This is a genomic window from Staphylococcus sp. HMSC068C09 (genome assembly GCF_001813735.1).
In the GTDB taxonomy this organism is placed as follows: domain Bacteria; phylum Bacillota; class Bacilli; order Staphylococcales; family Staphylococcaceae; genus Staphylococcus; species Staphylococcus hominis.
Genome location: NZ_KV813736.1, coordinates 1 through 16,156 on the forward strand (window position 1 = coordinate 1; position 16,156 = coordinate 16,156).

The 16,156-nt window shown below is 31.1% G+C and carries 10 protein-coding genes; 8 read left to right on the forward strand and 2 right to left on the reverse strand.

All coding sequences use genetic code 11. The features are described from left to right. Positions 1 to 365: 365 nt before the first annotated feature. Together acnA and menI are read left to right on the forward strand one after the other, a co-directional pair. On the forward strand, positions 366 to 3,071 hold the full coding sequence (gene acnA, locus HMPREF2930_RS01410) for an aconitate hydratase AcnA (protein WP_017174671.1): 2,706 nt from the start codon (positions 366 to 368) through the stop codon (positions 3,069 to 3,071). Positions 3,072 to 3,266: 195 nt separating this feature from the next. After that, complete coding sequence (gene menI, locus HMPREF2930_RS01415) at positions 3,267 to 3,737, forward strand: 1,4-dihydroxy-2-naphthoyl-CoA hydrolase MenI (protein WP_017174672.1); 471 nt, start codon at positions 3,267 to 3,269, stop codon at positions 3,735 to 3,737. Positions 3,738 to 3,785: 48 nt separating this feature from the next. Here menI and HMPREF2930_RS01420 read toward each other — a convergent pair whose 3' ends face one another. Further along, positions 3,786 to 4,085 carry a HesB/YadR/YfhF family protein gene (locus tag HMPREF2930_RS01420; protein ID WP_017174673.1) on the reverse strand — a complete coding sequence of 100 codons (300 nt, stop codon included), beginning with the start codon at positions 4,083 to 4,085 and terminating at the stop codon, positions 3,786 to 3,788. A 158-nt stretch (positions 4,086 to 4,243) separates the two neighbouring features. Then, positions 4,244 to 4,852 (reverse strand): glycerol-3-phosphate 1-O-acyltransferase PlsY, encoded by a 609-nt coding sequence (plsY, locus tag HMPREF2930_RS01425; protein ID WP_029376749.1) that lies wholly within the window; start codon positions 4,850 to 4,852, stop codon positions 4,244 to 4,246. A 216-nt stretch (positions 4,853 to 5,068) separates the two neighbouring features. Here plsY and parE point away from each other — a divergent pair, with 216 nt between their 5' ends. The 6 genes from parE to mprF all read left to right on the forward strand — a co-directional run bounded on the left by parE (position 5,069) and on the right by mprF (position 16,127). Continuing rightward, positions 5,069 to 7,057, forward strand: coding sequence for a DNA topoisomerase IV subunit B (gene parE / locus HMPREF2930_RS01430; RefSeq protein ID WP_037541070.1), 1,989 nt, complete (start codon positions 5,069 to 5,071; stop codon positions 7,055 to 7,057). Then, a complete protein-coding gene (gene parC, locus HMPREF2930_RS01435) occupies positions 7,054 to 9,453 on the forward strand; it encodes a DNA topoisomerase IV subunit A (RefSeq protein WP_070597204.1) in 2,400 nt (799 codons plus the stop codon). The genes parE and parC overlap by 4 nt, the downstream gene beginning before the upstream one ends. Before the next feature lie 209 nt (positions 9,454 to 9,662). Beyond that, on the forward strand, positions 9,663 to 11,123 hold the full coding sequence (locus tag HMPREF2930_RS01440) for a glutamine transporter AlsT (protein WP_017174677.1): 1,461 nt from the start codon (positions 9,663 to 9,665) through the stop codon (positions 11,121 to 11,123). A 128-nt stretch (positions 11,124 to 11,251) separates the two neighbouring features. Further along, complete coding sequence (gene glcT, locus HMPREF2930_RS01445) at positions 11,252 to 12,106, forward strand: glucose PTS transporter transcription antiterminator GlcT (RefSeq protein ID WP_017174678.1); 855 nt, start codon at positions 11,252 to 11,254, stop codon at positions 12,104 to 12,106. Between the two features lie 63 nt (positions 12,107 to 12,169). Continuing rightward, complete coding sequence (locus HMPREF2930_RS01450) at positions 12,170 to 13,399, forward strand: AI-2E family transporter (protein WP_017174679.1); 1,230 nt, start codon at positions 12,170 to 12,172, stop codon at positions 13,397 to 13,399. Positions 13,400 to 13,604: 205 nt separating this feature from the next. Further along, positions 13,605 to 16,127, forward strand: coding sequence for a bifunctional lysylphosphatidylglycerol flippase/synthetase MprF (gene mprF / locus HMPREF2930_RS01455; protein WP_070597205.1), 2,523 nt, complete (start codon positions 13,605 to 13,607; stop codon positions 16,125 to 16,127). Positions 16,128 to 16,156 lie beyond the last annotated feature (29 nt).

Consider the following 16,156-nt stretch of genomic DNA (forward strand, 5'->3'; position numbering starts at 1 on the left):
TCACTTATCTAGATACTTTATGTCCCGGACTCGTTTTTTAATATAGTTAGATCGAAATATAAAGACTTTCAAAAGAAAATCCACATCCAATATATGTTGATATTGGAGCCAAAAATTCAAAATGAATTTCTATTCTACTTTCCTTTTTATTTCATTTAGCTTATTGAAAAAAATTCTCATTTAATAAAAAATACTTATAGTTTAAATGTACTATGATAAGTATTTCTTATATTAACTGATTATAAAACCAAAATTCAAATCACTCAAATTCTAGTGATATATAGTTGTTTTAAAAAACATATAATTATACAATTTAATTAAAGAAGTATAATTATGAATTTTTAATATTCAAGGGGGATAATCAAATGACTTCTAACATTAAAGAACAAGCAAAAAAATCATTTGAAGTTCGAGGTAAATCATATACATATTATGATTTAAAAAGTCTTGAAGAACAAGGTTTAACTAAAATTAGTAAGTTACCTTATTCTATTCGTGTTCTACTAGAATCAGTATTAAGACAAGAAGATGACTTTGTTATTACAGATGATCATATTAAAGCATTAGCCCATTTTGGTAAAGAAGGTAATGAAGGAGAAGTACCTTTCAAACCTTCTCGCGTAATCTTACAAGATTTTACAGGGGTGCCTGCGGTTGTCGACTTAGCTTCATTACGTAAAGCTATGAATGATGTAGGTGGAGATATTAATAAAATTAATCCAGAAGTACCGGTTGATTTAGTCATCGATCACTCTGTACAAGTAGATAGCTATGCAAACCCACGTGCGTTAGAACGCAATATGAAATTAGAATTTGAAAGAAACTATGAACGTTATCAATTTTTAAACTGGGCTACAAAAGCATTTAATAATTATAATGCTGTACCGCCTGCAACAGGTATCGTACACCAAGTTAACTTAGAATATTTAGCTAAGGTAGTTCATGTAAGAGACGTGGACGGTGAACAAACTGCTTTCCCAGATACACTTGTTGGTACAGATTCACATACTACTATGATAAATGGTATTGGTGTATTAGGCTGGGGTGTTGGTGGTATTGAAGCTGAAGCAGGTATGCTTGGTCAACCATCATATTTCCCAATTCCTGAAGTGATTGGAGTACGCTTAACTAATTCATTACCTCAAGGATCAACTGCCACTGACTTAGCATTACGAGTAACTCAAGAGCTACGTAAAAAAGGTGTAGTTGGTAAATTTATAGAATTCTTCGGTCCTGGTGTTGCCGATTTACCATTAGCTGATCGAGCGACTATTGCTAACATGGCTCCTGAATATGGTGCAACTTGTGGTTTCTTCCCAATTGATGAAGAGTCACTTAAATATATGAAATTAACTGGCCGTTCTGAAGAGCACGTTGAGTTAGTTAAAGCTTATTTACAACAAAACAATATGTTCTTTACATCAGATAAAGAAGATCCACAATATACAGATGTAATTCATTTAGATTTATCGACAGTTGAAGCTTCACTATCTGGTCCTAAACGTCCTCAAGATTTAATTTTCTTAAGTGATATGAAAAAAGAATTCGAAAAATCTGTAACAGCTCCTGCTGGAAACCAAGGTCATGGTTTGGATCAAAGCGAATTTGATAAATCAGCTAATATTCAATTTAACGATGGTTCTGAAACAACTATAAAAACAGGAGACATTGCAATTGCAGCGATTACTTCATGTACAAACACATCGAATCCTTACGTTATGTTAGGTGCTGGTTTAGTTGCGAAAAAAGCAGTTGAAAAAGGATTAAAAGTGCCTGAATATGTTAAAACATCATTAGCACCAGGTTCAAAAGTAGTGACAGGTTACTTACGTGATTCTGGATTACAAAAATATCTTGATGATTTAGGATTTAATCTAGTAGGTTATGGATGTACAACTTGTATTGGTAACTCTGGACCGCTATTGCCAGAAATTGAAAAAGCTATTGCTAAAGAAGATTTACTAGTTACTTCTGTATTATCTGGTAACCGTAACTTTGAAGGTCGAATCCATCCATTAGTAAAAGCGAACTATCTTGCTTCACCTCAATTAGTCGTTGCGTATGCTTTAGCTGGTACAGTTGATATTGATTTACAAAATGAACCACTTGGTAAAGGTAAAGATGGTCAAGATGTATACTTAAATGATATTTGGCCTTCAATTAAAGAAGTTGCTGATACAGTAGATAGTGTTGTAACACCTGAATTATTTAAAGAAGAATATAAAAATGTATACAACAACAATGAAATGTGGAATGAGATTGATGTTACTGACTCTCCATTATATGACTTCGATCCTAATTCAACATATATTCAAAATCCAACATTCTTCCAAGGTTTATCAAAAAAACCAGGTACCATTGAACCATTAAAAGATTTACGTGTAATGGGTAAATTTGGTGACTCAGTTACAACTGACCACATTTCTCCAGCAGGTGCTATTGGTAAAGATACACCAGCAGGTAAATACTTATTAAATCATGACGTGCCTATTCGTGATTTTAACTCATATGGTTCTCGTCGTGGTAACCATGAAGTTATGGTGCGTGGTACATTTGCGAATATTAGAATTAAAAACCAATTAGCACCAGGTACAGAAGGTGGCTTTACAACATATTGGCCAACTGATGAAATTATGCCAATTTATGATGCTGCAATGAAATATAAAGAAGATGGCACTGGCTTAGCAGTATTAGCAGGCAATGATTATGGTATGGGATCTTCACGTGACTGGGCTGCTAAAGGTACTAATTTATTAGGCGTTAAAACTGTAATAGCACAAAGTTATGAACGTATTCATCGTTCTAACTTAGTTATGATGGGTGTATTACCATTACAATTTAAAGATGGAGAATCAGCTGATTCACTTGGTCTAAATGGTAGAGAAGAAATCTCTGTAGATATTAACGAAGATGTACAACCACATGATATTATTAAAGTTCATGCAAAAAAAGAAAATGGAGAAGTGGTTGATTTTGATGTCATTGTTCGTTTTGATTCACAAGTTGAAATCGACTATTATCGTCACGGTGGCATTCTACAAATGGTATTAAGAAATAAACTTGCTCAATAATACAATTATTCGAAAAAGTATTTAAAAATTTGAATGTATTTTGAATCCTTAGATGGCAATCTCATCTAAGGATTTTTTCTTCATTCGTGTCATTGAGCTATTTCAGTAATAAAAGTAGTAAATGGGAATTCTATAGCAATCATCCTTTTTATGTTAATATTGAAAGTGAACTTAATTGGAAAGAGGTACATAAATATGATTTATAGTATGACTGAAATTGAAGCGAGATACCAAGAAACAGATAAAATGGGAGTAATTTATCATGGGAATTATGCTACATGGTTTGAAGTTGCTCGTACTGATTATATTCGTAAATTAGGTTTTAGTTATGCAGATATGGAAAAAGAAGGTATCATCTCACCCGTCGTGGATTTACAAGTTCAATATAAGAAATCCATTTTTTATCCTGAAAAAGTTAAAGTGAAAACATGGGTAGAACATTATTCAAGATTGCGTTCAACGTACTGTTATGAAGTATATAATGAAAAAGGGGAATTAGCTACCACAGGTTCCACTCAGCTATTATGTATTAAAGCAAGTGATTTCAGACCAATTCGTTTAGATCGTTATTTTCCAGAATGGCATCAAGTATATAGTGAAGTCGAAGCATTGAATAACGAAGGTAAGGAATTAGAAGTCACACAACGTAGCGATTTGAATATATAAATATAAGACCATAAATATCTGTAAATATTAGATATTTATGGTCTTTTTTTAATTAGTTGTAGAATAAACAATTTCGTCTTCATGGTCTACTTTTTCAACTAGAACTTCATGATCTTCAAAATACCATAAGTCATCTTCTGAAACTACAACAATTAAATCATTATAATTTTCGTGATAACCTATCTCAACATCATTGCTCAATTCCACACGAAATGCTGGGCTAAAACCTTGTTTAAGTTGAAATTCTCCACCATACCTCACATAAAATTGTAAGACTTTATTCTCTTCAGGTAAATCTAATTCATTTTTAAACCATTCAACTGCTTCATCAGTCAATTTGATTTTCATTGTAAGAACCATCCTTTATATTAATAATTATGATATTTATAATGCAAAAATTGTTTGAATTAAAACATATTGTTCTCACTATTAAACATGAACTGTTTATCATATTTAAATTAATAGAACTAAACTGAATCTTCACATTTGGTGCAAGATCATCCATTTTACATCCATTTGATTTTTGGTTCTTCACCTTTAAAAATTCTAACAATATTAGAACGGTGTCTAAAAATTAAAATGATTGATACAAAAGCACTCATTCCAAATAATATGTAATCATGAATAATTAATGAACCTATCACACAGCTGATTGCCGCAATAATACTGGATAATGACACATACTTTGTTAAATATAAAATTCCAAAGAATATGACTGCTAAAATTAAAAGTAAGATTGGATTAACTCCTAACACAACTCCGGCACTTGTGGCTACAGCCTTACCTCCTTTAAATTTAAGATAAATAGGATAAACGTGACCAATTATTGCAAAAATACCGACAATTAATCCATGTGTGAAGAATGTACTAATTGGTCCCTGCGCATGCACTGGAAACCATAACGGGAAAAATACAGTAATGAATCCTTTAAATATATCTAAAAAAGTAACGATAAATCCAGCTGGTTTTCCTAAAACTCTAAAACTATTTGTGGCACCAGTATTACCGCTTCCAAATTCTCTAATATCTTTTTTAAAAAAAACTTTTCCTATAACATAACCATTTGGAATAGCTCCAATGAGATAGCTTAAAATCAACATGAGAACTATCATCATAATTTGTTTACACATCCCTTATATAATGTAGGTATATTTTATCACAAAGTATTCCTGACAACGATTAAAAATTGAAAAAACGTCTTATATATTAAGTTAAATGTTTATCTTATAGAACTCATACTTGCATTTTAATGCGTTTTATATAAGAATAACTATTGTAAAGTTAAAAAAACGAACGTACGTTTGTAGGAGGCGAACGCATTGGCAACAAAAATGACAAATCATTATTCAGATGATTCGATTCAAGTATTAGAAGGACTTGAGGCAGTTAGAAAACGTCCTGGGATGTATATTGGGTCGACTGATAAACGTGGATTACACCATTTAGTATATGAAATTGTCGATAACTCCGTCGATGAAGTTTTAAATGGTTATGGTAATGAAATTGATGTAACAATCAATAAAGATAATAGTATTTCAGTGGAAGATAATGGGAGAGGTATGCCAACTGGTATGCATGCGTCTGGTAAACCTACTGTAGAAGTTATTTTTACTGTATTACATGCTGGAGGTAAATTTGGACAAGGTGGATATAAAACTTCTGGAGGACTTCATGGTGTTGGTGCTTCCGTAGTTAATGCTTTAAGTGAATGGTTAGAAGTTGAAATTCATCGAGATGGACAAATTTATAAGCAATCTTTTAAGGATGGTGGTATTCCAACTTCTGGTTTAGTGAAAGCGGGAAAAACTAAGAAAACAGGTACAAAAGTCACATTTAAACCAGATTCAAGTATTTTTAAAGCAACAACGGCATTTAATTTTGATATATTAAGTGAGCGCTTACAAGAATCTGCATTCTTATTAAAAAACTTAAAAATTACATTGAAAGATCTACGTGATGGAAAAGAACGTGAAGATGTTTATCATTACGAAGAAGGTATTAAAGAATTTGTAAGTTATATCAATGAAGGTAAAGAAGTATTGCATGATGTTACGACGTTTACAGGTGCTGCAAATGGAATCGAAGTAGATGTTGCTTTTCAATATAATGATCAATATTCTGAAAGTATATTAAGTTTTGTTAATAATGTACGTACAAAAGACGGCGGAACTCATGAAGTAGGATTTAAAACAGCAATGACACGCGTATTTAATGACTATGCACGCCGTATCAATGAACTTAAAGATAAAGATAAAAACTTAGATGGTAATGATATTAGAGAAGGATTAACAGCAGTGATTTCTGTACGTATTCCAGAAGAATTACTGCAATTTGAGGGACAAACTAAATCTAAGCTTGGTACATCAGAAGCGCGTAGTGCAGTAGATTCTGTTGTTTCTGAAAAATTACCTTATTATTTAGAGGAAAAAGGACAATTATCTAAATCACTTGTGAAGAAAGCTATTAAAGCGCAACAGGCAAGAGAAGCGGCTCGTAAGGCACGGGAGGATGCACGTTCTGGTAAGAAAAACAAACGTAAAGATACTTTATTATCAGGAAAGTTAACGCCTGCTCAAAGTAAGAATACTGAGAAAAATGAATTATATCTTGTCGAAGGTGATTCAGCAGGGGGATCAGCTAAACTTGGAAGAGATAGAAAATTCCAGGCTATTTTACCTTTACGAGGTAAAGTGATTAATACTGAAAAAGCAAAACTTGAAGATATTTTCAAAAATGAAGAAATTAATACAATTATTCATACAATTGGTGCTGGTGTTGGTAATGATTTTAAATTAGAAGATAGTAATTATAATAGAGTTATTATTATGACTGATGCTGATACAGATGGCGCCCATATTCAAGTGTTATTATTAACATTTTTCTTCAAATATATGAGACCTCTTGTTCAAGCAGGTCGTGTTTTTATTGCATTACCTCCGTTATACAAATTAGAAAAAGGTAAAGGGAAATCTAAAAAAGTAGAATATGCTTGGACAGATGATGAATTGGACAAACTTCAAAAACAATTAGGTAAAGGCTTTATTTTACAGCGCTATAAAGGTTTAGGTGAAATGAATCCTGAGCAATTGTGGGAAACTACAATGAATCCTGAGACAAGAACGTTGATTAGAGTCCAAATCGATGATGAAGTACGTTCTTCTAAACGTGTAACAACATTAATGGGAGATAAAGTTGCACCAAGACGTGAATGGATTGAAAATCATGTTGAATTTGGCATGCAAGAAGATCAAAGTATTTTAGATAATACAGAAGTTCAAATACTTGATACTGAAGAATATGATGAGGAGGAAGTCAATTGAGTGAGATAATTCAAGACCTATCACTTGAAGATGTTATTGGTGATCGCTTTGGAAGATATAGTAAATATATTATTCAAGAACGTGCGTTACCGGATGTGCGTGATGGTTTAAAACCTGTACAACGTAGAATTTTATTTGCTATGTATAGTAGTGGCAATACGTATGATAAAAATTTCCGTAAAAGTGCGAAAACAGTTGGGGATGTTATTGGTCAATATCATCCACATGGTGATTTTTCAGTTTATGATGCAATGGTACGTTTAAGCCAAGATTGGAAGTTGCGTCATGTATTAATCGAAATGCACGGTAATAATGGTAGTATTGATAATGATCCACCTGCTGCGATGCGTTATACAGAAGCGAAGTTAAGTCAACTTTCTGAGGAGTTGGTTCGTGACATTAATAAGGAAACAGTGTCCTTTATACCAAACTATGATGACACAACACTTGAACCTATGGTGTTACCGGCAAGATTTCCAAATTTACTAGTAAACGGTTCGACTGGTATTTCGGCAGGATATGCTACTGATATTCCTCCACATAATTTAGGTGAAGTAATTCAAGCAACATTAAAATATATTGATAATCCTAATATTTCAGTAAATCAATTAATGAAATATATCAAAGGTCCTGATTTTCCGACAGGCGGTATTATTCAAGGTATTGATGGTATTAAGAAAGCCTATGAAACAGGAAAAGGAAAAATTGTTGTTCGTTCAAAAGTAGATGAAGAAGCGTTAAGAAATGGACGTAAACAATTAATTGTGACAGAAATTCCTTATGAAGTGAATAAAAGTTCGCTTGTGAAACGTATTGATGAGCTTCGTGCTGATAAAAAAGTAGATGGTATTATTGAAGTACGTGATGAAACAGATCGTACAGGTTTAAGAATTGCTATTGAATTAAAAAAAGATGTTAATTCAGAGTCTATTAAAAACTATTTATATAAAAATTCTGATTTACAAATTACTTATAATTTCAATATGGTCGCTATTAGTGATGGACGTCCAAAATTAATGGGTCTACGTGAAATTATTGACAGCTATTTAAATCATCAAATTGAAGTTGTAGCTAATCGTACAAAATACGACTTAAATCATGCTGAAAAGCGCATGCATATTGTAGAAGGTCTTATGAAAGCTTTATCTATATTAGATGAAGTGATTGCGCTGATTCGTCATTCTAAAAATAAAAAAGATGCAAAAGATAATTTAGTAAAAGAATTTGACTTTACTGAAGCACAAGCAGAAGCCATTGTGATGCTTCAATTATATCGTTTAACTAATACTGATATTGTTGCACTTGAAGAAGAACATGAAGAATTACAAAAATTAATAGAAGCGTACCGAAATATTCTTGATAACCATGACGCATTATTAAATGTTATTAAAAAAGAACTTACAGAGATTCGAAAACGTTTTAAAACATCACGTTTATCTTCAATTGAAGCGGAAATATCAGAAATTAAAATTGATAAAGAAGTTATTGTACCAAGTGAAGAAGTGGTTTTAAGTGTGACTAGACATGGATATATAAAACGTACGTCTACACGTAGCTTTAATGCAAGTGGTGTGACAGAAGTAGGTTTAAAAGAGGGAGATAGTCTACTCAAATACCAAACTGTAAATACTCAAGATACAGCTTTAGTATTTACAAATAAAGGAAGATATCTCTTTATTCCAATTCATAAAATTGCAGATGTGCGATGGAAAGAGTTAGGTCAGCATGTATCGCAAATTGTGCCTTTAGAAGAAAACGAGAGAATTATAGATGTATTTAACGAAAAAACATTTGATGGTAAAGCATTTTATATTATTGCAACTCGTAATGGCATGATTAAAAAGAGTAATCAATCATTATTTAAAACCACGCGATTTAATAAGCCACTCATTGCAACAAAATTAAAAAATGAAGACGAAGTGGTAAATGTACTTCGCATAACTCAAGAACAAATGATTACTGTTATTACACATAAAGGCATGTCATTAACGTATTCTACAGAAGAACTTTCAGATACAGGATTAAGAGCGGCTGGTGTGAAATCTATCAATTTAAAAGATGAAGATTATGTTATTATGACTGATACTGTTGATCAGAATAATTCAATAATTATGGCTACCCAAAGAGGAGCAATGAAACGTATTGCTAAAGATATATTACAAGATGCCAAACGCGCACAAAGAGGTATTACACTTTTAAAAGAATTGAAAAAAAATCCTCATCGTATTGTAGCTGCATATGTTGTCAGAGATGAAACATACTATACACTTTATTCAGATAAACATGCTGAAACAGGTGAAATTTCTAATATTCATCTTTCTGAACAATATACAAATGGTTCATTTGTAGTTGATACAAATGAATTTGGAAATGTAAAATCAATGATAATAAATTAATATGATTTTAAAATTTTTGTTTTCAAGTAATTCATAAGATGATAAAATTAATTTAATATTTAACTATTTATAACTCACAAGAGATTTATATTGTTGATAAGTATATCAAAGTGATGACATGAAAAACATGTACATTTTGACCTTTAATACTACAATATAAATCTCTTGTAATGTATATCATAACAATAATTTTGATGAGAGGGATTTAATTGAGAGATTTTGATAGTTTAATACCTGATTGGTTTAAATCTGTTGTTCAAGTTGGAAATGATTTAATCTGGTCACAGTATTTAATAGGTTTACTATTGACAGTAGGTATCTTCTTTACTATTAGTTCTAAATTTGTTCAATTACGAATGTTACCTGAAATGTTTAGAGCATTAGTTGAAAAACCAGAAACTTTGAAAAATGGAGAGAAAGGTATTTCACCTTTTCAAGCATTTGCTATTAGTGCAGGTTCCCGTGTTGGAACAGGAAATATTGCTGGTGTAGCAACAGCAATTGTGTTAGGGGGTCCTGGGGCAGTTTTTTGGATGTGGATTATCGCATTTATCGGAGCTGCGAGTGCATTTATAGAAGCAACACTTGCACAAGTTTACAAAGTTCATGATAAAGAAGGTGGCTTCCGAGGAGGTCCAGCTTATTACATAACCAAAGGTTTAAATCAAAAATGGCTTGGTATCACATTTGCTGTGTTAATTACTGTTACATTTGCATTTGTATTTAACACTGTTCAATCGAATACTATTGCTGAATCTTTAAGAACACAATATCATATTAGTCCAGTCATTACTGGTATTATTTTGGCTGTCATTACAGCAATCATTATCTTCGGTGGTGTACGTAGTATTGCAACGTTGTCATCTTTAATTGTTCCAATAATGGCTATCGTTTATGTTGGTATAGTTTTATTTATCTTACTAATGAATTTTGATCAAATCATTCCAATGATTGGTACAATTATTAAAAGTGCGTTCGGAATGGAACAAGTCGCTGGTGGCGCGGTAGGTACAGCGATTTTACAAGGTATAAAACGTGGCTTATTCTCTAACGAAGCAGGTATGGGTTCAGCACCCAATGCGGCTGCTACTGCTGCTGTACCACATCCAGTAAAACAAGGATTACTTCAATCTTTAGGTGTCTTCTTCGATACAATGCTTGTTTGTACAGCAACAGCTATTATGATTTTACTTTACTCAGGCTTAAAATTTGGTGAAAAAGCGCCACAAGGTGTAGAAGTTACACAATCTGCATTGAATGAACATCTTGGTTCTCCAGGTGGTATCTTCTTAACTGTCGCGATTACGCTATTTGCATTTTCTTCTGTAGTTGGTAATTACTATTACGGACAATCTAATATAGAATTTCTATCTAAAAATAAAGCAATTTTATTTATTTTTAGATGCTTAGTTGTTGTATTAGTATTTATAGGCGCAGTTGTTAAAACTGAAACCGTATGGAGTACAGCGGACTTATTTATGGGATTAATGGCCATTGTAAACCTTGTTTCCATTATAGGTCTTTCAAATATTGCATTTGCTGTTATGAAAGATTATATTCAACAAAAACGTGCCGGTTTAAAACCGGTATTTAAACCAGAAAACCTTGAGATTAATTTATTTGGTATTGAATCTTGGGGACGCGAAGATAAAATATCTAAAAAACATTAATAATTTAAATCAACACTTCTTTTCTCCATCTCTTAGAGTAATGCGAGAAAGAAGTGTTTTTTAAAAGAATGACTTTTCAAATATAATGTTTAACTATATAATTTTAATAGTAAAAAAGGATGATAATGATGAGCAAATATCATATTTCAAAAATTTTAAATAATAACGTCATCATATGCATCAATAGTAATCAAGAAGTTATTTTAATCGGTAAAGGCATTGGTTTTAATAAAAAGCCTGGAATGGTCGTAGATGATAATGCTTCTATTGAGAAAGTGTATAAATTAGATCAAAAACAACAACAAGAATATTATAAATCTCTAGTTGAAATAGCTGATGAAGAGGTCTTACAGGCAATTATTGAATCAGTTAACTATATTACAAGTACAACTTATATGAAAGATGATAAACAACTAGTCATTGCCTTAACCGATCATATTACTTTTGCATATAAACGCTTAAAACAAAATCAAATAATTAGTAATCCCTTTGCAATGGAAACTAAACATTTATATAGTGAGGCATATGATATCGCCACACAAGTTATACAGCGATTAAATGAGAAATTAGACGTCACATTTCCTGATGATGAAATAGGTTTTATAGCATTGCATATTGCTTCAAATAAAGAAGATTTACCTATGAGTGAAATATCTTTAATTAATAAAATGATAAGTAAATGTGTATTAATTATCGAAAATGACATAGGGTATCCTGTAAATCCTCGAACTGTTCAATATCAACGATTTATTAGACATATTCAATTCCTAATTCGTCGTTTAAATAAAAAGGAATACGTTCATGCACAAGATGAGTTTATCAATATGGTCAAAACATATTACCCTAATTGTTATAGTACAGCATATAAGATTTCTAAAGTTATTCAAAAAGATCTAGATATTGATATAGATGATTCAGAAATTGTTTATTTAGCTTTGCATATTTATCATTTTCAATCTCAAAATAACACACAAAATGAATAAGCTACATGGTATGATATAATATAGATTATTTTATTTTAGATTAAAGGGTACGGTGAAAATGATATGTCAATGGACCACAAAAAGGATGAAGGAAAGAAAACTAATAAGCTAAGCTTTTCTGAAACACGCTTTATGAAGTTTTTGGGTGGTAAAGATTTATTATTTGCGCTAGTTTCATTAGTATTACTTGGTATTACTATATTCATCTTTGACAAAATTTCTTATGTTTTTCAGCCTTTTGTCATTATCTTTAATACTATTGCAGCGCCAATTATTTTATCGCTTATTTTGTATTATTTGTTAAATCCAGTAATTAATTTGATGGAACGTTATAATATTCCAAGATTATTAGCAATTATAATAGTCTTTTTAGTGATTATTGGAGGCGCAACATTAATTATCGATTTATTAATTCCTGTGATTGGTGATCAAATTAAACAACTTGCAAGTAACTTCCCAAAATATATTGAAAAATTTAATAGAGCTATTGATAAAGTGACACATATGTCTATTTTATCTTCATTTTATAATCAAATTCAGGAATGGCTTGATTCTACTTCTAAAAAGATTCCATCGTTAACGTCAGATTATTTTAGTGGATTTGGAACTAAAATTAGAACATTTGCAGAAGCTATTGTGAATGTCGGTGTTGTGATTGCAACTACACCATTTGTATTATTCTTTATGTTGAAAGATGGAACTAAATTTAGAGACTATACAACTAAAATTATGCCACCTAAATTTAGAAAAGACTATCATGATTTATTAGAAAAAATGAGTGTACAGGTCGGATCATATATTCAAGGCCAAATTATTGTATCATTTTGTATTGGTATTTTATTGTTTATTGGTTATTCGATTATTGGTTTGGATTATGGGTTAGTTCTAGCTTCAATTGCTGCAGTAACGAGTGTAGTCCCATACTTAGGACCAACAATTGCAATTTCTCCGGCAATTATTATTGCGATTATTACTTCACCGTTTATGCTATTAAAATTGATTATTGTGTGGACGTTAGTTCAATTTATTGAAGGTCATTTTATTTCTCCTAATATTATGGGGAAAACATTAAAAATTCATCCTCTAACAATTATCTTTATTTTATTAAGTGCGGGTAATTTGTTAGGTATTGTAGGAGTTATTTTAGGTATTCCTGGCTATGCTATTTTAAAAGTATTAGCTTCTCACATTTTCTTATTATTTAAACGTCGTTACAATAAATATTATGGTGACGATGCAGGTCAATATGAAATTAAAAAAGAAGAACATAAAGATTACACAGAAGCAGAATAAAGCACTATATTAAAAAGCCTGAGACATAATGAGTTGTCTTAGGCTTTTTAATATAGTACTAATCATCTTGCAAAAGTGGGACGATGAATTCTCTTCCACTCTCTTTTATCTTACAATTATGTTAGTTCAATAGTCTAAAGATATATAACTAGAATATGATATGATATATTTTATATTAATATAATGTAAAGGATAATAATGAATAATGACTGAAGAACATAAAAATAGATTAATATCTATATTAAAAGTGGTATTTGCTATCGCACTTTTTATTGTAGTAGTTGCTACTTTATATCATGAATTGTCACATATTAACTTCAAACAAACATTAGAAGCATTTAGTAAAATCAATCGATGGTTTTTAATTGGTTTATTTATATGTGGTGGCGCATCAATGCTACTTTTAAGTTTATATGATGTCATTCTTGTTAAAACTTTAAAGTTGAGTATACCACTGAACAAAGTATTTTGTTTGAGTTATATTATTAATGCATTTAATGCTATTGTTGGATTTGGTGGATTTATAGGCGCAGGATTTAGAACATTTATTTATAAAAATTATACTTCTGATAGAAAAAGATTACTTCACGCTATTTCAATCATATTAGTTTCAATGTTAACTGGTTTAAGCTTCTTATCTATTTTAGTCGTACTTCATATTTTCGATGCTTCTCATATTCTTGATAAAGTACGTTTTGTAAAATGGGTATTGTACGTAGTCGCTTTATTTTTACCTATTTTTATAGTGTATACAGTCGTTAAACCGGTTACTGAACATAATAAATTGGTAGGGATATATTGCACGCTTGTTTCAAGTATTGAATGGATAGCTGCTGCTGTTGTACTTTACTTGTCGGCATGGATTATTGATATTCATGTAGCTTTTACAACATTACTTGGTATTTTTATTATTGCTGCACTCTCTGGACTGATTAGTTTTATTCCAGGTGGATTCGGGGCATTTGATTTAGTTGTTTTATTAGGACTAAAATCTTTAGATATTCCTGAAGAAAAAATATTGATTGCCTTACTGCTATATCGTTTTGCTTATTATTTTGTACCTATTATCATTGCTTTAATTCTATCTACGTTTGAATTTGGCAATTCTGCGCGTAAGTACTTTGAAGAATCTAAATATTTTGTACCCGCTAAAGATGTTACCTCATTCATACTGTCTTATCAAAAAGATATTATTTCAAAAATCCCAGCATTTGCTTTATCTATTCTTGCACTATTAACAAGTTTTATTTTCTTTATTAATAATGTGACGATTGTTTATGATGGATTATATGATGCTGATCATTTTATTTACTATATCATGTTGTCTATTCATACAAGTGCATGTTTAATATTACTTGTTAATGTAAGGGGTATATATAAGCAAAGTAAGAGAGCAATTATGTATTCAATGATTTCACTTGTGTTAATATTTCTTGCAACGTTATATACGTATGCTTCTATCATGTTACTTACATGGCTCATCATTATTTTTATCTTACTTATTTTAGCTTATCGACGTGCGAAAGTATTTAAACGTCCATTTAGATTAAAAAACTTAATATTTACCTTAGTCATTAGTGTGATTGTTTTATATATTAATCATTTCATTATTTCTGAAACTTTATATGCTTTAGATTTATATCACTTGGAAATGGATACGTCATTATTAAAATACTATTTCTGGTTAACTGTGATAGTTGTTATATTATTAATTGTTGGTATTGCATGGTTATTTGGTCGTCGCTTTGAACGCCCACATCAATTACAAGAATATTCTCAATGTAAATCAATCATAGAAACATATGGAGGGAATTATTTAAGTCATTTGATATATAGCGGTGATAAAGATGTATTTATGTATGACAGTGAACAAGCTTTTCTTATGTATAGATATAAATCAAATGCGCTGGTCGTATTGGGAGATCCAATTGGAAATACGGCATCATTCCAATCATTGTTGGCTGATTTCTATAGTTATGCTGAAAAGTTAGGTTATGATGTCATTTTCTATCAAGTATCTGATCGTTTTATGCCGTTGTATCATAATTTTGGAAATCAATTTTTTAAATTAGGCGAAGAGGCTATTATTGATTTAACACAATTTACTACTTCTGGAAAAAAAAGACGTGGTTTTAGAGCAACACTGAATAAATTTAATGATTTAAATATTAAATTTGACATTATAGAACCACCATTTTCTAAAGCGTTTATAGAAGAGCTTAGAAAAGTAAGTGATAAGTGGCTCGATGGACGTACTGAAATGCATTTTTCTGTTGGGCAATTTACAGAACAGTATTTAGATAAAGCCCCAATTGGAATTATGAAAAATGAAGAAGGTAAGATTATTGCTTTTTGTACATTAATGCCGACATACTATAACGAAGCAATTTCAGTAGATTTAATTCGTTGGTTACCTGAATTAGATTTACCTCTAATGGATGGATTATATCTACATATGTTATTATGGGGTAAAGAAAAAGGGTATAAAGCTTTTAACATGGGTATGGCTACCTTATCAAATGTAGGTCAACTCGATTATTCTTATTTACGAGAACGTATTGCGGGACGTGTGTTTGAACATTTTAATGGTTTATATCGTTTTCAGGGGTTACGAAGATATAAAGAAAAATATAGTCCCCAGTGGGAACCGCGATTTTTGGTGTATAGAAAAGATAGTTCTCTCTGGTACAGTATGTTAAAAGTAATGCGAGTGATTAGACATAAATAAAAAGAGTCCGGGACATAAAGTATCTAGAT